Annotated in this window: 15 protein-coding genes and 2 pseudogenes; 9 read left to right on the forward strand and 8 right to left on the reverse strand. The window is 64.0% G+C overall.

Annotated features, from left to right (window positions below; genetic code table 11):
• Nucleotides 1-121 precede the first annotated feature (121 nt).
• From AC628_RS16130 to AC628_RS16150, 5 genes are all read left to right on the forward strand, one after another.
• Nucleotides 122-1,063 carry a YVTN family beta-propeller repeat protein gene (locus tag AC628_RS16130; protein ID WP_074127798.1) on the forward strand — a complete coding sequence of 314 codons (942 nt, stop codon included), beginning with the start codon at nucleotides 122-124 and terminating at the stop codon, nucleotides 1,061-1,063.
• Nucleotides 1,064-1,309: 246 nt separating this feature from the next.
• Complete coding sequence (locus AC628_RS16135; protein WP_074127766.1) at nucleotides 1,310-1,642, forward strand: PRC-barrel domain-containing protein; 333 nt, start codon at nucleotides 1,310-1,312, stop codon at nucleotides 1,640-1,642.
• A gap of 141 nt (nucleotides 1,643-1,783) precedes the next feature.
• A complete protein-coding gene (locus AC628_RS16140) occupies nucleotides 1,784-2,155 on the forward strand; it encodes a VOC family protein (protein WP_074127799.1) in 372 nt (123 codons plus the stop codon).
• Nucleotides 2,156-2,249: 94 nt separating this feature from the next.
• Entirely contained in the window at nucleotides 2,250-2,786 is a 537-nt protein-coding gene (locus AC628_RS16145; RefSeq protein ID WP_074127767.1) for an RNA 2'-phosphotransferase, read from the forward strand.
• A gap of 29 nt (nucleotides 2,787-2,815) precedes the next feature.
• Nucleotides 2,816-3,133: a hypothetical protein gene (locus AC628_RS16150; protein ID WP_074127768.1), complete on the forward strand. Its 318-nt coding sequence runs from the start codon at nucleotides 2,816-2,818 to the stop codon at nucleotides 3,131-3,133.
• Nucleotides 3,134-3,218: 85 nt separating this feature from the next.
• Here AC628_RS16150 and uvrA read toward each other — a convergent pair whose 3' ends face one another.
• From uvrA to AC628_RS16170, 4 genes and pseudogenes are all read right to left on the reverse strand, one after another.
• Nucleotides 3,219-6,206 carry an excinuclease ABC subunit UvrA gene (gene uvrA / locus AC628_RS16155; RefSeq protein WP_074127769.1) on the reverse strand — a complete coding sequence of 996 codons (2,988 nt, stop codon included), beginning with the start codon at nucleotides 6,204-6,206 and terminating at the stop codon, nucleotides 3,219-3,221.
• Nucleotides 6,207-6,451: 245 nt separating this feature from the next.
• Entirely contained in the window at nucleotides 6,452-7,111 is a 660-nt protein-coding gene (locus AC628_RS16160) for an outer membrane protein (RefSeq protein ID WP_074127800.1), read from the reverse strand.
• A 233-nt stretch (nucleotides 7,112-7,344) separates the two neighbouring features.
• Nucleotides 7,345-7,548: pseudogene (locus AC628_RS16165) on the reverse strand (outer membrane protein); the annotation flags it as partial.
• A 97-nt stretch (nucleotides 7,549-7,645) separates the two neighbouring features.
• Nucleotides 7,646-8,389, reverse strand: a complete 744-nt coding sequence (locus AC628_RS16170) for an outer membrane protein (RefSeq protein WP_074127801.1) — start codon at nucleotides 8,387-8,389, stop codon at nucleotides 7,646-7,648.
• Between the two features lie 450 nt (nucleotides 8,390-8,839).
• On the opposite strand from AC628_RS16170, the gene AC628_RS16175 reads away from it, so the two are divergent.
• From AC628_RS16175 to gyrA, 3 genes are all read left to right on the forward strand, one after another.
• Complete coding sequence (locus AC628_RS16175) at nucleotides 8,840-9,331, forward strand: single-stranded DNA-binding protein (RefSeq protein WP_021081257.1); 492 nt, start codon at nucleotides 8,840-8,842, stop codon at nucleotides 9,329-9,331.
• A gap of 251 nt (nucleotides 9,332-9,582) precedes the next feature.
• Nucleotides 9,583-9,981, forward strand: coding sequence for a DUF2306 domain-containing protein (locus AC628_RS16180; RefSeq protein WP_074127802.1), 399 nt, complete (start codon nucleotides 9,583-9,585; stop codon nucleotides 9,979-9,981).
• Between the two features lie 212 nt (nucleotides 9,982-10,193).
• A complete protein-coding gene (gene gyrA, locus AC628_RS16185) occupies nucleotides 10,194-12,923 on the forward strand; it encodes a DNA gyrase subunit A (protein WP_074127771.1) in 2,730 nt (909 codons plus the stop codon).
• 152 nt (nucleotides 12,924-13,075) lie between these two features.
• Here the strand turns inward: gyrA and AC628_RS16190 are convergent, their stop codons facing one another.
• The 4 genes and pseudogenes from AC628_RS16190 to AC628_RS16205 form a co-directional block, all read right to left on the reverse strand.
• Complete coding sequence (locus AC628_RS16190; protein WP_074127772.1) at nucleotides 13,076-13,990, reverse strand: sigma-70 family RNA polymerase sigma factor; 915 nt, start codon at nucleotides 13,988-13,990, stop codon at nucleotides 13,076-13,078.
• Nucleotides 13,987-14,736 (reverse strand): annotated as a pseudogene (locus tag AC628_RS16195) (SDR family oxidoreductase); the annotation flags it as partial. The pseudogene AC628_RS16195 and the gene AC628_RS16190, both read right to left, overlap by 4 nt.
• A 316-nt stretch (nucleotides 14,737-15,052) precedes the next feature.
• Complete coding sequence (locus AC628_RS16200) at nucleotides 15,053-16,951, reverse strand: potassium transporter Kup (RefSeq protein ID WP_074127803.1); 1,899 nt, start codon at nucleotides 16,949-16,951, stop codon at nucleotides 15,053-15,055.
• A 204-nt stretch (nucleotides 16,952-17,155) separates the two neighbouring features.
• Nucleotides 17,156-17,413 (reverse strand): hypothetical protein, encoded by a 258-nt coding sequence (locus tag AC628_RS16205; RefSeq protein WP_074127804.1) that lies wholly within the window; start codon nucleotides 17,411-17,413, stop codon nucleotides 17,156-17,158.
• 267 nt (nucleotides 17,414-17,680) lie between these two features.
• Here AC628_RS16205 and coaD point away from each other — a divergent pair, with 267 nt between their 5' ends.
• A complete protein-coding gene (gene coaD, locus AC628_RS16210) occupies nucleotides 17,681-18,178 on the forward strand; it encodes a pantetheine-phosphate adenylyltransferase (protein WP_074127774.1) in 498 nt (165 codons plus the stop codon).
• Nucleotides 18,179-18,226: the final 48 nt, after the last annotated feature.

Raw genomic sequence — 18,226 nt, forward strand, 5'->3', positions numbered from 1 at the left:
TCCGTCCGCGAGTCGTATCTTGGTGAGAGCCCCCACCCGGATCGCATCTGACGATGCGATCCGACCTCCCCCGCAAGCGGGAGAGGTGAAACGAGCCGGCGGCGAGACTGCTTCAACCTCGATTGTTCGCGCGGTCGCGCTGCTGGCGCTGCTCGCCGGCCTCGGCGGTGCGCGGGCCGAGGAGGCGTTCGTCACCAACCAGCTCAGCGACGATCTCACGGTGGTCGATCTCGCGACCGCAAAGCCGGTCGCGACGATTGCGATCGGCGGCAAGCCCGCGGGCGTTGCCGTCAGCCATGACGGCCGCTTCGCCTATGTGACGAGCCCGGATGCCAAGGCGGTCACGGTGGTCGATGCGTCGGCGCGCAAGGTGGTCGGCCGGGTCGATGTCGGCGGCGGGCCGCTCGGCATCGCGGTGGCACCCGATGGCGCCACGATCTATGTCGCCGACTGGTACGCCGCCGCGGTGCGGGTGATCGATGCGAGGGAGCAGCGGGTCGTCGCCAGCCTCGCAGTCGGCGCATCGCCATCAGGGCTTGCGGTGACGCCGGACGGGCGGCTGCTGCTCTCGGCCGACCGCGACGACGACAGCGTCTCCATAACAGACACATCAACGCATGAGCGAAGGGGGATCGTGAAGGTCGGGACCCGTCCGTTCGGCGTCACCATCGATGCGGAGGGCAAGCGCGCCTACACCGCCAATGTCGGCTCCAACGACGTCTCCGTGATCGACATCGCGACTATCAGCGAGATCGGCCGCGTCCATGTCGGCCTGCGCCCCTACGCGGTGGCGCTGGCGCAGGGCCGCGGCTTCGTCACCGACCAGTATGACGGCAAGGTCAGCGTGTTCGATCTCGCGACCTTGCAGCCCGTGAAGCGGATCACCGTCGGCGATTACCCCGAGGGCATCGAGGCGACGGCCGACGGCAAGTGGGTCGTGGTCGCGAACTGGGAGAGCAACACGCTCAGCCTGATCGACGCCGCCGAGTTGAAGGTCACCGGCGAGGTCAAGGTCGGCGACGGCCCGCGCGCGTTCGGGGCGTTCCTCAGGCGGACCGAGTAGGTGAGAAGCGTGGGGTGTTCCAAAATATCGAAAACAACCCCATGCAAAGGAGCAGGCTGCCGCCACACTCGGAAACGCGACTTGACACGTCGGGCAAATCAGCGATACGTTTCTATTATTCCGAAATTGTGCCTCCGCCGGTGCGATAACCAATCCCTGCTATGGCCTGTCGCCGAGCGCCCATTGGCTCACCATGGCGGTAGGCATATATTGTCGGGCAAATACGAGGAAAACAGGGAGGATGCCATGCATCATACCTTGGTGCCCAGTGACCGGGTCGAGCATGTCTGCGTCTTCGGGCGCGACGGTTCAAAGCTCGGTTTGATCGAGCGGCTGATGCTCGACAAGGTGAGCGGAACGGTGGCCTACGCCATCATCAAGACCGGCGGCGTGCTGAGCAGCCATCACCACTATCCCGTCAGATGGACCGCGCTGCACTTCGATCCGGTGCGGCAGGCCTTCGAGGCCGAGGTGACGCTGGAGGATCTGCGCGCCGGGCCGTCCGAATTCGACGGCGACGAATTCGACTGGGGCGACCGCTCGCAGTCGTACACGCACCCGAATTATTGGGCGGTGTAGCGCGGAGGTGAGGGCGCTGTCGTCGCGGTTGTCGTAGCCCGCATGAGCGAAGCGACATGCGGGAGCGGTCGATGTGTCCGCCCGGTGATCCTGGATATCGCTTTGCTCATCCGGGCTACGTACTTATTCAATGGCAGATACATGACCCAATTCAAGCCCGTCGGCTGGCCTTCCGTCATCCCGAGAATTATTACGCACGACCTCGCCGGTTTGACTACGTTTCTGAGAGACGTCTTCGATGCGGAAGGCGAAGTCCGCTCCGGTGCGCCAACGGAGATCCGGATCGGAGACTCGATCATCCTGATCAGCGACGGCGGGGGCATGCGCGAGGCGATGCCGGCCCTTCTCTATGTCTATGTTGAGAACGCGGACGAGACCTATCGGCGCGCGATTGCGGCAGGCGCTGAATCGATCGAGACCCCCGCGGATACGCCCTACGGCGACAGACGAGCGATGGTCCGGGATGCCTGGGCGAACGTCTGGCAGATCGCCACGTACCGCGGCACTCCGTAGGATGGGTGGAGCGAAGCGATACACATCCTACGCGCTAGTCCTTGCTCGTCACGAATGGTCTTGGGTATAAGCCGGCAGGACAGGAAATCCAGCAATGCCGGTCGATCCAATCCAGCTCAGCAAATTCTTGAGCTTCGTGCTCCGGCACAAGCCTAGTGAAATCGGCTTGACGCTCACGTCCGAAGGCTGGGCCAATATCGACGAGTTGATCGAGAGGGCCAATGCGGCGGGGACGAAGTTCGGCCGGGCCGATCTGCTCGATGTCGTTGCGACCAGTGACAAGAAGCGGTTTTCGATCTCGGCCGACGGCCTCAGCATCCGTGCCGCGCAGGGACATTCGGTCACGGTGGAGCTTGGCTTGTCGCCGCAGGAGTCGCCGTCAATCCTGTATCACGGGACCGCGACGCGGTTTGTCGACGCGATCCTCGTCGAAGGTCTGAAGCCGCAAGCGCGGCAGCAGGTGCATCTGTCGCTCGATGAAGCGACGGCGCTGCGGGTCGGTCAGCGGCATGGCAAGCCGCATATCTTCACGGTCGATGCCGGCGGCATGCACCGGAAGGGGTTCAAGTTCTACCGCGCAGACAACGGCGTCTGGCTGATCGACCACGTGCCGCCGGAGTTTCTTGCGTAGCGGACATGGGGCGAACTGGACAGAGACAAATGAAACCTATCGATCCGATACAATACCCGCTGTTCAACCGGATGGTCGTAGGTCTTTTTCAAGGTGTCGGTCGAAGCTTTTCCTCAGAAGACCAACTGCCGGCGTTCTTGCTCGAATTCTTCCACGAAAGCGAAATTGAGAGGCTGCTGACTGAACTGCAACAAATTGCATCGAAGAACCTCAGCGACCGAGAATGGGAGAAGTTCTGGTATCGTGGTCCGGCTTACAGCTTTCCCAAGAATGCCGAGTCCAGCAATCGGTTGGTGCGGCTCGTCGTGAAAGAGATCCTTGATCGTCGAACGCGCAAGGCGGGTTAGCGGTGGCCGAAATGCGCTGCCCCCGGTGGCAATAGGGCGGATTACGCTTCGCTAGTCCGCCCTACGATCTCTTTAGTGCAAGCGCTTACTCCGCCGCCTCGCTCGCCGAGCTCTTCCTCGGCTTGCTGTTCGCCTTCTTCAGCACCGGCGCCAGGAATTTGCCGGTATAGCTGCGCGGCGCCTTGACGATGTCTTCCGGCGGGCCCCAGGCGACGATCTCGCCGCCGCCGTCGCCGCCTTCGGGGCCAAGGTCGATCACCCAGTCGGCGGTCTTGATGACTTCGAGATTGTGCTCGATCACCACGACCGTGTTACCCTGCGCGACCAGCTCGTGCAGCACCTCCAGGAGCTTTGCGACGTCGTGGAAGTGCAGGCCGGTGGTCGGCTCGTCCAGGATGTAGAGCGTGCGGCCGGTGGCGCGCTTCGACAATTCCTTTGCCAGCTTGACGCGCTGGGCTTCGCCGCCGGACAGCGTCGTCGCCTGTTGGCCGACATGGATGTAATCGAGGCCGACCCGATGCAGGGTCTGGAACGTCTCGCGCACGCGCGGCACCGCCTTGAAGAACTCGGCGGCTTCCTCGACCGTCATGTCGAGCACGTCGGCGATGCTCTTGCCCTTGAACAGCACCTCCAGCGTCTCGCGGTTGTAGCGCTTGCCCTTGCAGGTGTCGCAGGTGACGTAGACGTCGGGCAGGAAGTGCATCTCGATCTTGATGACGCCGTCGCCCTGGCAGGCCTCGCAGCGGCCGCCCTTGACGTTGAAGGAGAAGCGCCCGGGCTCGTAGCCGCGCGCCTTCGCTTCCGGCAGGCCGGCGAACCATTCGCGGATCGGCGTGAAGGCGCCGGTATAGGTCGCGGGGTTGGAGCGCGGCGTGCGGCCGATCGGCGACTGGTCGATGTCGATGATCTTGTCGATGTGCTCGAGGCCCTCGATGCGGTCGTGCGGCGCCGCGCCCTCGCTGGCGTTGTTCAGCTTGCGCGCGATCGACTTGTAGAGCGTGTCGATCAGGAGCGTCGACTTGCCGCCGCCGGAGACGCCGGTGACGCAGGTGAACAGGCCGAGCGGGATCTCGGCCGAGACGTTCTTCAGATTGTTGCCGCGGGCATTGATGACCTTGATGGTGCGCCGGTGGTTCGGCGGCCGCCGGTCGGGAATCGGGACCGAAAGCTCGCCGGTGAGGTACTTGCCGGTCAGCGACTTCGGGTTGCGCATGATCTGGTCGGGCGTGCCTTCGGCGACGATGTGGCCGCCATGCATGCCGGCCCCGGGGCCGATATCGAGCACGTAATCGGCGAGCCGGATCGCATCCTCGTCATGCTCGACCACGACCACGGTGTTGCCGAGGTCGCGCAGCCGCTTCAGCGTGTCGAGCAGCCGGGCATTGTCGCGCTGGTGCAGGCCGATCGAGGGCTCGTCCAGCACGTAGAGCACGCCGGTCAGTCCCGAGCCGATCTGCGAGGCGAGGCGGATGCGCTGGCTCTCGCCGCCGGACAGCGTGCCCGAGGAGCGCGACAGCGTCAGGTAGTTCAGGCCGACGTCGAGCAGGAAGGTCAGGCGCTCGCGGATCTCCTTCAGGATACGCGTCGCGATCTCGTTCTGCTGCGCGTTCAGCGCCTCCGGCACCGTCTCGAACCATTCGCCGGCGCGCTTGACGGAGAGCTCCGAGATCTCGCCGATATGCTTGCCGCCGATCTTGACGCACAGCGCCTCGGGCTTCAGCCGGTGGCCGTGGCAGCCGGCGCAGGGCACGTCGGAGAAATACTTGCCGAGCTCCTCGCGCGCCCATTCGCTCTCGGTCTCGCGGTAGCGGCGGTTGATGTTGGTGATGACGCCCTCGAACGGCTTCTTGGTGTCGTAGGAGCGGACGCCGTCCTCATAGGAGAACTTGATCTCGTCGTCGCCGGAGCCGTGCAGCAGCGCGGCCTGCACCTTCTTGGTGAGGTCCTTCCACTTGGTGTCGAGCGTGAACTTGTAGTGCTTGCCGAGCGCGGTCAGGGTCTGGATGTAATAGGGCGAGGACGACTTCGCCCAAGGCGCGATCGCGCCCTTGCGCAGGGTCAGCTCCTTGTCGGGGATGACCAGGTCCTCGTCGATATGCTGCTCGACGCCGAGACCACCGCAGGCCGGACACGCGCCATAGGGATTGTTGAACGAGAACAGGCGCGGTTCGATCTCGGGGATCGTGAAGCCGGACACCGGGCAGGCGAACTTCTCCGAGAACAGGATGCGCTCGGGCCCGCTCTTGTCGTGGATTTTTGCCGTTTTCTTCTTGTCCTCTTTCTTCTCGTCCTGCGCGGCCGCGGCGGGCGCGTCCGCATACTCGATCACCGCAAGACCCTCGGCGAGCTTCAGCGCGGTCTCAAAACTTTCGGCAAGACGCTGGGCGAGGTCGGGACGCACCACGATGCGGTCGACCACGACGTCGATGTCGTGCGGGAATTTCTTGTCGAGCGCCGGCGCCTCCGACAGCTCATAGAAGGTGCCGTCGATCTTGACGCGCTGAAAGCCCTTCTTGAGGTATTCGGCGAGCTCCTTCTTGTACTCGCCCTTGCGGCCACGCACGACCGGCGCCAGCAGATAGAGGCGGGTGCCTTCCGGCAGCGCCAGCACGCGGTCGACCATCTGCGAGACGATCTGGCTCTCGATCGGCAGGCCCGTGGCGGGCGAATAGGGCACGCCGACGCGCGCCCACAACAGGCGCATGTAGTCGTAGATCTCGGTGACGGTGCCGACCGTGGAGCGCGGGTTCTTGGAGGTGGTCTTCTGCTCGATCGAGATCGCCGGCGACAGGCCGTCGATCTGGTCGACGTCCGGCTTCTGCATCATCTCCAAAAATTGCCGCGCATAGGCCGACAGCGACTCGACATAGCGGCGCTGGCCCTCGGCATAGATAGTGTCGAACGCGAGCGAGGACTTGCCGGAGCCGGACAGGCCGGTGAACACCACGAGCTTGTCCCGCGGAATCTCGACGTCGATGTTCTTCAGATTGTGTTCGCGCGCGCCACGGATCGTGATGGCGCGCGATGAGGAGCCGGCGTTCTGTTGGCGCTTCGCCTTGAGCACTTCATCCATTGCGACAATTCCGGGCGCATGCTTGGGCGCCTTTTGGGCGCGCATCGCCGGTGATGCCGGGAGCTTGCGCCGATGGGGTGTGAGGACTGGAACGTAGGAAGAACGGCCGACAATTTCCAGTACTGAATGGCGTCCATCAACGGATAGTTTGCCTGATGGCAGCAGCCGTCAGCAGGGCCCGGTTCCGAAACGCAAAAAGGCCGGCGCGAGGCCGGCCTTTCCATGCGATCTGCTCGCAGTTTGGCTCAGTATTTGGCGACGATCGGGCCGCCGAAGTGATAGTTCACGCCGAACTGGACGCTGTGCAGGTTGATGTCGGCCGACGGAACGCCGAAATAGGTCTCGCCGCCGAGGCTGCGATACAGGTATTCGCCCTTGATCGACCACTGCGGCGCGATGAACGCTTCGATGCCGGCGCCGACGGTCCAGCCCGAGTGGAAGTTGCTCTGCGATGCGCTCACGCCGCCCGCGCTGAGGGTCAGCTTGTTATCGACCCAGGCGTAGCCGCCGGTGCCGTAGAACAGCACCTTGTCGACCGCGAAGCCGATGCGGCCGCGCGCGGTGCCGAGCGCGTCGATCTTGCTCGTCGCGGTGATGCCGAACGCGGTGGCGGAGGCGTTGACGTCAGCCCAGCCGCCGTCGGCCTCGATGCCGTACACGATGTTGCCGGCCTGCCAGTTGTAGCCGACGGTGCCGCCGGCGAAGCCGCCTTCCATCTTCGGATTGCCGGAATCCTCGCTGGCGTAGCCGCCGAAGCCGCCGATGTAGAAGCCGGTCCAGTTGTAGATCGCGGCCGGCGGCGGAGCCTTGACGTAGGGGCCGCGTCCGGCGAGATCGGCGGCCATTGCCGGTGCAATTGCGCTGAGGGCAAACATGCCGGCCGAGGCCAGCAGAACATTCCTGATTTTCAAAGTCCCAGTCCCATTTTCTTGTTGTCCCTTCAAACGCTGAAGGGAACGTCACAGCAGTGTCGTGTGACGCTCGCGTGCTTCTACATAGAAATCTTGGAAGTTGTGTATCCGCGAAACCACAATGCACCGAAAACGGCCCGCTGAAGCGCGCGCTCGCGCGCAACGAAGAAAGCCGGCGCGAAGTCGGTTCTTGATGTAAACGCAGCAACGCGTGATCAGCGGCAGGCTCAGTATTTCGCTGACACCACCGGGCTCGCTGCGTTGAAGTGGTAATTGATGTCGAGCTTGACGGTGTGGAACGTGTCCTTCCACTCCGAGCGATCGTTCAATGCCGGCGTGTACCGGATCGGCGCGACCCGGCCGAGATCGATGTAGTTGTATTCGAGCTTCGCCGACCAGTTGGCGGCGAACATGTATTCGACGCCGGCGTCGGCGGTCCAGCCCTAGCGTGTGTCGCTGGCCGAGCGCGCAAACAAAAAGGCCGGCGCGAAGCCGGCCTTTCGTCTGGATCAAACCCGGATCGCGCGATCAGTACCGCGCAACCACCGGGCCACCCCACTTGTAGTTCACGCGGACGGTGACGATGTCGACGTCCTGGCGATCGCGGATGCTGCTGAACAGCGCGCCGGTGGGGGTGGTGAGGTTGTAGGTCTTGTCCTGCATGAACAGGTGGTCGTATTCGACACCAGCGGTCCAGTTCGGCGCGAAGCCGACTTCGATGCCGGCGCCGATGGTGCCGCCCCAGCGGGTGTCGCTGGCGCTGCCGGCGAGCACGCCGGTCGGCGTGAAGTAGGTGTTGAAGCGGTTGTCGGTGAGCGCCGCACCGCCCTTGGCGTAGAGCAGCACGTTGTTGACGGCGTAGCCGACCTGGCCGGTGAACAGCCCGAACGCGTCGATCTTGCTCTGGTTGGTGAAGAGGCCCGGGAACAGCGCGCTGTTGTTGCTGCCCTTCAGGTCAGCCCAGTCGCCCTGCGCTTCGAGGCCGAACACCCAGGCGCCGGCCTGCCAGCGATAGCCGATCTGGCCGCCGGCGACGCCGCCGGTTGCGTCATGGCAACCATCCGATCCGATGAACACGCCACCCGGGACCTGGTCCCAGCAATTGTGGCTCGAGCCCCAGCCGCCGTTGGCGCCGATGTAGAAGCCGCTCCAGTCATAGACGGCGGCAATCATCGGCGGTGCCTTGGTGTAGGGCCGCGCCGCGAGGTCGGCGGCCGCAGCAGGCGCGGCGAACGCAATCAGGGCAACCGTACCGAGCAAAAACTTCTTCATCATCAATCTCCCAGCTCCCCGATCGGCTTCCAATATTGTCCCGAAGCGCGATCTCAGACGCGAGCGCCCGCGTCATGGGTGGTAGCTATACGCTGATTCAACCTGAAACGCCGTCTCCCAAAAGCCACACTTGCGGAAGAAGTGGGGCCGAGGCAAGTGATTGATTTGTCTTGTGTTTTCCAAAGTCGATCAGGCCGACAGGCGGCCGGGATCGAAATCGGCTGCCGTTCCATCGTCACTCGCCGGCTCTACGGCTGGTTGTGGCGAACAAAACTGGAACATGGTCGGCTGCGGTGCTATATCTCGAATATCGTGGATAACCGCGCGAGGGCAAAGGCGGCGAGCCGGCGCCGGCGTATAGGGTCATCCACGACGCCTGCAAAGTAAGTGGCGAAGGTTGAGAGCGGCGGCCGATGTCCGGACGCCCGGTTTTTGAGTGGAGATGATGCGATGGCAGGAAGCGTGAACAAGGTGATCTTGGTTGGAAACCTCGGCAAGGATCCGGAAATCCGGCGGACGCAGGACGGCCGTCCGATCGCAAACCTTTCGATCGCTACCTCGGAGACCTGGCGCGACAAGGGCACCGGCGAGCGCAAGGAAAAGACCGAGTGGCACCGCGTCGTGATCTTCAACGAGGGCCTCTGCAAGGTCGCCGAGCAGTATCTGAAGAAGGGCGCCAAGGTGTACATCGAGGGTCAGCTGCAGACCCGCAAATGGACCGACCAGTCCGGCGTCGAGAAGTACTCGACCGAGGTCGTGCTGCAGGGCTTCAACTCCAACCTGACGATGCTCGACGGGCGTGGCGGCGGAGGCGGCAGCTTCTCCGATGACGGCGGCAGCGATTTCGGCTCGTCCGGTCCGGTCAGCTCGGCGCCGCGGCGCGCGGTCGCCGCCGGCGGCGGCAGCCGCAACAGCGACATGGACGACGATATCCCGTTCTGATCGAACGCCACTTGCGGGCGCTCATGCCGCCGCTCCGTGAAGATCATTTCCCGGAGCGGCGTTGCGATGCGTGATGGCAAGTTCCTCGTGTGAATTATGAGGATAACTCTATAGTCGCTTGCTGGATCACGGATCTCTGGAGACGGCGAGGGCGAGTTCCCCTGACTTTGACACAGGCTGATGTGAATGATATTTACATCGGCCTGCGGCGGGCGATGTCTGGCCGCCAGTTCAATTCAAGGGCCGCCACCATGAGCCTCGCGCCATTGCTCGACGCTGCGCCTGCGATCCCGCTCCATGCCTTCGCCGCGATGGCCGCCTTCGTGCTCGGCTCCATCCAGCTCGCCGCACCGAAGGGCACGCTGCCGCACCGGACGCTGGGCTGGATCTGGGTGATCCTGATGCTGGTGGTCGCCGGGAGCTCGTTCTGGGTCCATCAGATCCGCCTGGTCGGCCCGTGGAGCCCGATCCACCTGCTGTCGATCTTCTCGCTGGTCATGCTGGTGCTCGGCGTGATGGCTGCGCGGAGCCACAATGTCCGCAGCCACAAGTTCACGATGATCGGCATTTTCTTCGGCGCGCTGGTCATTGCCGGGCTGTTCACCTTCATGCCCGGGCGGATCATGCATGCCGTGATTTTCGGCCACTGATTGGGCGATTGAGGGCGTCGCGGGGCCGGTTCCATCGGGTCCCGGCCGGCTTGTGATCGCGATGCAAAGCAGGCTCGCGGCAAGCCCGCAATGCGGCTGGTAAGTGTATGAAAAAACGAAGGGAAAAACGGCTTGCCGGAGCCGCTCAGGGGTGGTTATCAGGCCCCCGATGGGCTATATGATTCCCCAGTAAAACTGACCGGATTTCCCCTTTGTCCGATAACGAAGATGACAAGCCCGGCGAGCCGCCGGCGCCCTCAGATATTCGTCCCGTTTCCATTCTCGACGAGATGAAGAAGTCCTACCTCGATTACGCGATGAGCGTGATCGTGTCGCGTGCGCTGCCCGATGCGCGCGACGGGCTCAAGCCGGTGCACCGGCGCATCCTGTATTCGATGCATGAGCAGGGGCATACGCCGGACAAGAAATACGTGAAATCCGCGCGCGTCGTCGGTGACGTGATCGGTAAATACCATCCGCATGGCGACCAGTCGATTTACGACGCGATGGTCCGCATGGCGCAGGATTTCTCGCTGCGCGTGCCGCTGATCGACGGCCAGGGCAATTTCGGCTCGATCGACGGCGATCCGCCGGCGGCCTACCGATATACCGAAGCGCGCCTGACCAAGGCGGCGCTCGCCGTTCTCGCCGACATCGACATGGAAACTGTCGATTTCCAGCCGAACTACGACAATTCCGAGCAGGAGCCGTCGGTCCTGCCGGCCCGGTTCCCGAACCTGCTGGTCAATGGCGCCGGCGGCATCGCCGTCGGCATGGCGACCAACATCCCGCCGCATAATCTCGGCGAGGTGGTCGACGCCTGCGTGGCGCTGATCGACAACCCGGCGCTCACGATCGACGAACTGATCGACATCATTCCGGGCCCGGATTTCCCGACCGGCGGCATCATCCTCGGCCGCCAGGGCATCCGCTCGGCCTATCATCTCGGCCGCGGCTCGATCGTGATGCGTGGCAAGGTGACGATCGACACCATCCGCAAGGACCGCGAAGCGATCATCATCACCGAGATTCCCTACCAGGTGAACAAGGCCACGATGGTCGAGCGCATCGCCGATCTCGTGAAGGAGAAGAAGATCGAGGGCATCGGCGACCTCCGCGACGAGTCCGACCGCGACGGTTATCGCGTCGTGATCGAGCTGAAGCGCGAGGCGGTGCCCGATGTGGTGCTGAATCAGCTCTACCGGTTCACGCCGCTGCAGACGAACTTCCCGGCCAACATCCTTGCGCTGGATTCCGGCCGTCCGCAGACGATGACCCTGAAGGATCTGCTCACCATCTTCGTCGCGTTCCGCGAGCAGGTGGTGACCCGCCGGACCAAGTTCCTGCTCGGCAAGGCCCGTGATCGCGCCCACATCCTGGTCGGCCTTGCCATCGCGGTTGCCAATATCGACGAGATGATCCGGGTGATCCGGACCTCGCCCGATCCGAACACCGCGCGCGACACCCTGATGTCGCGCGACTGGCCGGCGCGGGACGTCGAGGCGATGATCACGCTGATCGACGATCCCCGGCATCGCATCAACGATGACGGCACGCTTCGGCTGTCGATGGAGCAGGCGAGGGCCATCCTCGACCTGCGGCTGCAACGCTTGACTGCGCTCGGGCGGGACGAGATTTCCGACGAGCTCGACAAGCTTGCCGCCGAGATCGCCGACTATCTCGACATCCTGCGCTCGCGCGCGCGGGTACAGGGCATCGTCAAGACTGAGCTCGCCGAGGTGAAGCAGCAGTTCGCGACGCCGCGCAAGACCCAGATCATCGAGCAGGAAGGCGAGGTCGAGGACGAGGACCTGATCCAGCGCGAGGACATGGTCGTCACCGTCTCGCATGCCGGCTACGTCAAGCGCGTGCCGCTGTCGACCTACCGGGCGCAACGCCGCGGCGGCAAGGGCCGCGCCGGCATGCAGACCCGCGACGAGGATTTCGTCTCGCGGCTGTTCGTGGCCTCCACGCACACGCCGGTGCTGTTCTTCTCGTCGCGCGGCCAGGTCTACAAGGAGAAGGTCTGGCGGCTGCCGATGGCCGCTCCCAACGCGCGCGGCAAGGCGCTGATCAACATCCTGCCGCTGGAGCAGGGCGAGCGCATCACCACGATCATGCCGCTGCCGGAGGATGAGTCCTCCTGGGGCAATCTCGACGTGATGTTCGCGACCACCAGCGGCACCGTTCGCCGCAACAAGCTGTCCGACTTCGTCGACGTCCGCCGCTCCGGCATCATCGCGATGAAGCTCGGGGAGGGCGAGGCGATCGTCGACGTGCAGATCTGCACCGAGCGCGACGACGTGCTGCTGACCGCCGCCGGCGGCCAGTGCATCCGCTTCCCGGTCCCCGATGTGCGCGTCTTCACCGGCCGCACCTCGATGGGCGTGCGCGGCATCGCGCTGGCCGAGGCCGACAGGCTGATCTCGCTGGCGATCCTGCGCCATGTCGACACCACCTCGGACGAGCGGTCGGCCTACCTGAAGATGCGCCGCGCGGTGGCTGGCGAAGCCGCTACCGAGGAGCCGGTCGAGACCGAGGGCGAGGAGACGGCAAGCGACTCGATCCAGCTGTCGCAGGAGCGCTATGCCGAGCTGTCGGCGGCCGAGCAGGTGGTGCTGACCGTCTCCGTCAACGGCTTCGGCAAGCGGACCTCGTCCTACGAGTACCGCACCACCGGCCGCGGCGGTAAGGGCATCGTCGCGATGAGCGTCAACAACCGCAACGGCAATTTGGTGGCGTCGTTCCCGGTCGAGGACGCCGACCAGATCATGCTGGTCACCGACAAGGGTCAGCTGATCCGCTGCCCGGTCGCCGACATCCGCGTCGCCGGCCGCTCGACCCAGGGCGTGATCGTGTTCGACACCGCCGAGGACGAGCACGTGGTCTCGGTCGAGCACATTCCGGAAGAGGAAAACGGCGAGAACGGCAACGGCGGCTAGCGCCGCCGTAGTCCCGTAGCCCGGATGAAGCGTAGCGAAATCCGGGGGCTCTCGATCCGGCACTTCCATCCCGGATTACGCTTCGCTGCATCCGGGCTACGAAAAGGCTTATGCCGCCTTTCTAGTCGGCTGCGGCGCGCCGTGCTCTGCGCTTACGTTCCATCGCTCGTTGAGAAGATGAGCTCGGCGTCCGCCATGATATAGCGGACGTACCGGTAGTCGCGGATGAACGTAATTTCGTCGCCGCGCCACTCGAGCCACATGAAGTAGCTCGGCCTGGCTTCCATATCGCCCTCGAACACCGCGATGACTTCCCGGCCTTCCAGCCAGGCGGGCGCCAGCCGTACCCGGTCATGTTTCGCGTAGATGCTGAAGAACATCCCGACGTTCGTCCGTCCTGTCCGGACGGCGTGAGCCGATTGATTGAGTTTCACGTCATCCGCCAGCATCGCGCGCAACCCGTCCCAATCTCTCTGGTTAAACAGGGTGACATACCGCATGACCGCTGCGGAGGGCGATCTGACGTCCGGCGGCCGGGATGCGGCCGCGTTGATCTCGCGAAGACGCGCACGCCCCCGCGCAAGATGCGCTTTCACGGCATCGACGCTGAGATCAAGCAGTGCGGCGATGTCGGCGAGCGGCTCATCGAGGACATCCTTCAGGATGATCACGCTGCGTTGCAGAATTGGCAGCTCCGCAAAGCGCGATACCGCTGTCCGCAGCGCTTCCTGATGCATCAACTGCTCCACAGGATCAGGGCTTGCTCCGTCGATAACATCGTACGCCGCCTCGATCGGTTCGGCCGCGCGGATGGCTTTGCTGCGCAAGACATCTAGGGCACGGTTATGAGCGATACGGAACAGCCACGCGCGAAGTTGCGGCAATTCGGTCATTGCTTCCAGGGCGACGAAGGCCTTGGCGAAGGTGTCCTGCACGACGTCCTCGCCCTCGATCACCGAGCCCACCAGACGCGAACAATAGCGGTGAAGCTCGGGCCGCAATTCCTCAGCGAGTGCGAGAAGCGCGGCCCACCGATTGGTGCTCGAATGGTCTTCGCCGCCGGTCAAGCTGCCGCTCCCTCCATGACGGTCACGCCGGCATCGCCGTTGAGTCCGAACACGATGCCGTCGGCGTATTGCGGGTCCTTCAAGATCGAGATCACCAGATCGCCGAATTTCCGGGGAGGCATGGGTGCGCCGAAGCGCGCGACAAACTGTTCGGGCGTAATCCGCATCGATCCCGCATAGGCACCGGCCGCGGCATCTCCGATCCCGGTCCCCAGGATCATCTGCCGCGGCACGATGGCCTGAAAACGGATACCGAGATTCAACTCCTGCGAAACACCATTGGCATACTTGGCCATGAACCATAGCATTCGCTTCGAGCCCCCGTAACCGCCCGACATTTGCGACCCGGTCACAGCGGCGCCGCTCGACCCCACGAGAACCGTGCTGCCCGGCTTCAAGGGGAGATTGAGGGCTGCCTGAAGCCAGAACAGGCCCGCTTTGACGTCGGTTTCCCAGGCGGCGGAAAAGTCCTCCCAGCTCAATTGGTCCAGTCGGCCCATCCGCGGCGTGACGCCCGCGTTGAGCGCCAGAATATCCGGCTTGATGTCGGAGAGGATGCGATTGGCGGCGGCGCGATCGGTCACGTCAGCGGGGATCGTCGCTACGCCGAGCCGGTCGCGGACGGCCTTGAGCGAGCCCGTTCCGCGTGCAACGACCGTGACTTTCGCTCCCTCGGCAACAAGCGCTTCAACCAGGCCAAGGCCGAGACCGCGGCTCCCACCGGTGACGACGGCGACTTTTTTTCTCGAGGCTCATCTGTTGGCTCCATGTCTGTGTGAAGCCAAGACGATCGACGCCTGCGAAAAGAGTCAGGCCAAATAGCACCAGAGCTCCAGCGTTTGAGCTGAAGTGGCGGATCGTGGGACGCGCGCGTAAAGCCATTTGTGGCCCAGGTTGAGCGCGCTCCTTCTGGGTTACGTGGCCCTTAGATTGTCAACGTTAGGAAAAACGACGTGAAGGCTAGCCACAACAGCATCGCGGCGAGACCGAGTCTCACGACCAGGCGCCAGAAACCGGCGGATGCGCCGCCGGCTCAAATGAGCTGCTCATGCATGTCCAGTCCTAAATCTCGATCTCCGTGCCGAACTCCACGACCTGGCCGGTCGGCACGCCGAAGAAGGCTGCCGATCGTTCGGCGTTGCGTTGCAGGAAGGCGAACAGCGATTCCCGCCACACCCACATGCCCGGAACGTCCTCGCGCGGGATGATGGTCTCGCGGCCGATGTAATAGGTCACGTCGGAGAGGTCGATGCCGGGCAGCTTGCCCTGCCGGCAGGCGAGCTGCAGCCCCTCATAGATCGTCGGGTACTGCATGAAGCCGTAGTGCAGGAGTATCCTTGTGATGCCCGGGCTGATCTCGTGCACGTCGGCGCGTTCCTCGTCGGGAATCCTCGGCCGCTCCTCGATCTGCACGGTGACCAGCAGCACGCGCTCGTGCAGCACGTGGTTGTGCTTGACGAATTGCGTCAGCGCGAGCGGCACCCCATTGGGCGCCGAGGCCAGGAACACGGCGGTGCCGGGCAGGCGAGCGCTGCATTTGTTGACCGCGGTCTCGATCAGATCCTCTTCAGGCTGGCGCAGCTTGGCGCGCGCCTTCTCGACCAGCTTCACGCCGCCGCGCCAGGTCATCATCAGGAACGCCACCGCAGCGGCGAGCAGCAGCGGGAACCAGCCGCCTTCAAACAGTTTCTCGGTATTTGCTGCAAAGAAGATCGCGTCGATGATGAAGAAGAAGCCGTTCACCGCGATCACGAGGATCGGCGAATAGCCCCACTGGATCGCGACCAGCGCCGCGAGCAGCGTGGTGATCGCCATCAAAAGCGACACCGCAATGCCGTAGGCGCCGGCGAGTGCGTCCGAGGTGCCGAAGGCGAGCACCGCGCCGAGCGTTCCCGCTGCAAGCAGCCAGTTCACCAGCGGCACGTAGATCTGGCCGATCGCATCGCTCGTGGTGTGCTGGATGTGCATGCGCGGCAGGAAGCCGAGCTGGATCGACTGCTGGGTCAGCGAGAACACACCGGAGATGATCGCCTGCGATGCGATCACGGTGGCGACGGTCGCGAGCAATACCATCGGGTAATGCGCCCAGTCGGGGGCGAGCTGGAAGAACGGGTTGTCGATCGAGTTCGGATCGTTGATCAGTTCGCCGGCCTGGCCGAAATAATTCAGCACCAGCGCGGGCAGGCAGACTGCGAACCAGGCGAGCCGGATCGGAAAGCGGCCGAAATGCCCCATGTCGGCATACATCGCCTCACCGCCGGTGACCGCGAGGAATGCGGCGCCGAGGATCGCAAAGCTGACGTGAAAATCCTGGTGGATCAGGAAATCGAACGCATAGAACGGGCTCAGCGCGACCAGCACGCCGGGCGCCTTGACGATACCATGAATGCCGAGGGCCGCGAGCACGGCGAACCAGAACAGCATCACCGGGCCGAAGATCTTGCCGATGAAGCCCGTGCCCTGCTTCTGCATGAAGAACAAGCCGATCAGAATCACGACGGTGAGCGGCACCACCGCCGGCGTCAGCGAAGGCGCGTCGACCTTCAGGCCTTCGATCGCCGACAGCACCGAGATTGCCGGCGTGATCGCACCGTCGCCATAGAGCAGGGCGGCGCCGATGAGGCCGACGACCAGAAGATGGGAGCGCCAGGTGCCCGGCGCCGCGTTGCGCGCCGACAGCAGCGCCAGCAATGCGACGATGCCGCCTTCGCCGCGGTTGTCCGCGCGCAGGATCAGCATGGCGTATTTGACGGAAATGATGAGGATCAGCGCCCACAGGATCAGCGAGACCACGCCGAGCACTGCGCTGTGGGTGAGTGGACCGCCATGGGCGGCGGCCTTGGCGGCTTCCTTGAGAGCGTAGAGCGGGCTGGTGCCGATGTCGCCATAAACGACACCCAGGGCACCCAGTGTGACGGCAACCGGGATCGGACTGCTTGGAGGATGGCCAGAAGAAACGATGGCGGGCGTACTGGTCACGGCAATCCCCCGATGGCTTGCGCCCGCCGGATCATCCGGTCGGGCGCGTTAGACGATAGTCTGCGACGGGTCGTCGCAAATTACCATGGGATTTGCGTGACAGCCTGACCTTACGCAAGGCTGAACGATTTGCTGCTGCGCGCGGTCTCCGCGCGAACCGGTATCCGTCTCGCCTGGAAATTTCTTCTACGGGGTGCGGTCGGCCGTGACGAGACGGGCCTCGCGGACCACCGTCTTGTTGCCGGCGCTGCGCAGGCAGGACGCTTCGAAATTCGGCCAGGCCTGCTGCGAACAGTCCTTGCCGACCGGGTGGATGTCGAGACGGTCCGCCTTGGCCAGCGGCTGCGGGGTGGAGGCTTCGACCTGCGGCGCAAAGCCCGGCAGAACGGTGAGCGCGGCGGCAATGAACGCGGCAACGGTGATAGCGGAAAGTGCCTTGATCATGACGGTCCCCATATGAACGAGCCCCCCGGGCCCGTCGTTTCGTTGTCCAATGTCTACCGGCCGCACGTTTCTTGGCGTCTTCGCCGGGATTGAAAATGGTTTCATCGCGGGCCGGCTTTGTTTCGTCCGCCAGCGGCCGACGAAACATTCACCCTCGTAGACGCTGGCATCCCAGGACTCGTTCAGTGGGCCAGTGGAAATTTATTTCACGCCGTGGCCGGAACCCGGGCGGCTTGCCGGGGCGAGCCGGGCGGGTTAGGAGGGACCATGTCCCGTATCGCGATCTATCCCGGCTCCTTCGATCCCGTCACCAACGGCCATCTGGACGTGGTGAGACAGGCCGTCTTCCTCTGCGACCGCCTGATCGTCGCCATCGGCGTTCATCCCGGCAAGAAGCCGCTGTTCTCCACCGAGGAACGGCTGGCCATGGTCCATGAGGTATTCGGACCCATCGCCCAGAAGGCGGGCTGCGCCTTCGAAAGCGCGACCTATGACAACCTCACGGTCGCGGCGGCGCGCGCGGCGAAGGCGACGCTGATGATTCGCGGCCTGCGCGACGGCACCGATCTCGACTACGAGATGCAGCTGGCCGGCATGAACGAGGCCATGGCGCCCGAGGTGCATACCGTGTTCGTTCCGGCATCGGTCACGGTCCGCCCGATCACCGCCACACTGGTGCGCCAAATCGCCCAGATGGGCGGCGACTTCTCTGCATTCGTGCCGTCATCAGTCGCCGCTAGCCTGAAGGCCAAGTTCGCCGGCTGATCCCGGCGGCCTGCCACACCCCGAACGTTACAGAGATCCGGAGTTTCC

This window comes from Bradyrhizobium sp. NAS96.2 (genome assembly GCF_001908235.1).
GTDB lineage: Bacteria > Pseudomonadota > Alphaproteobacteria > Rhizobiales > Xanthobacteraceae > Bradyrhizobium.

Excerpts from the sequence above, each read along its gene's own strand:
- AC628_RS16170 (WP_074127801.1), bottom strand. The coding sequence starts at position 8,389 with ATGAAGAAGTTTTTGCTCGGTACGGTTGCCCTGATTGCGTTCGCCGCG.
- AC628_RS16180 (WP_074127802.1), top strand. The coding sequence starts at position 9,583 with ATGAGCCTCGCGCCATTGCTCGACGCTGCGCCTGCGATCCCGCTCCAT.
- AC628_RS16205 (WP_074127804.1), bottom strand. The coding sequence starts at position 17,413 with ATGATCAAGGCACTTTCCGCTATCACCGTTGCCGCGTTCATTGCCGCC.
- AC628_RS16150 (WP_074127768.1), top strand. The coding sequence starts at position 2,816 with ATGAAACCTATCGATCCGATACAATACCCGCTGTTCAACCGGATGGTC.
- AC628_RS16145 (WP_074127767.1), top strand. The coding sequence starts at position 2,250 with ATGCCGGTCGATCCAATCCAGCTCAGCAAATTCTTGAGCTTCGTGCTC.
- uvrA (WP_074127769.1), bottom strand. The coding sequence starts at position 6,206 with ATGGATGAAGTGCTCAAGGCGAAGCGCCAACAGAACGCCGGCTCCTCA.
- AC628_RS16140 (WP_074127799.1), top strand. The coding sequence starts at position 1,784 with ATGACCCAATTCAAGCCCGTCGGCTGGCCTTCCGTCATCCCGAGAATT.
- coaD (WP_074127774.1), top strand. The coding sequence starts at position 17,681 with ATGTCCCGTATCGCGATCTATCCCGGCTCCTTCGATCCCGTCACCAAC.
- AC628_RS16135 (WP_074127766.1), top strand. The coding sequence starts at position 1,310 with ATGCATCATACCTTGGTGCCCAGTGACCGGGTCGAGCATGTCTGCGTC.
- AC628_RS16175 (WP_021081257.1), top strand. The coding sequence starts at position 8,840 with ATGGCAGGAAGCGTGAACAAGGTGATCTTGGTTGGAAACCTCGGCAAG.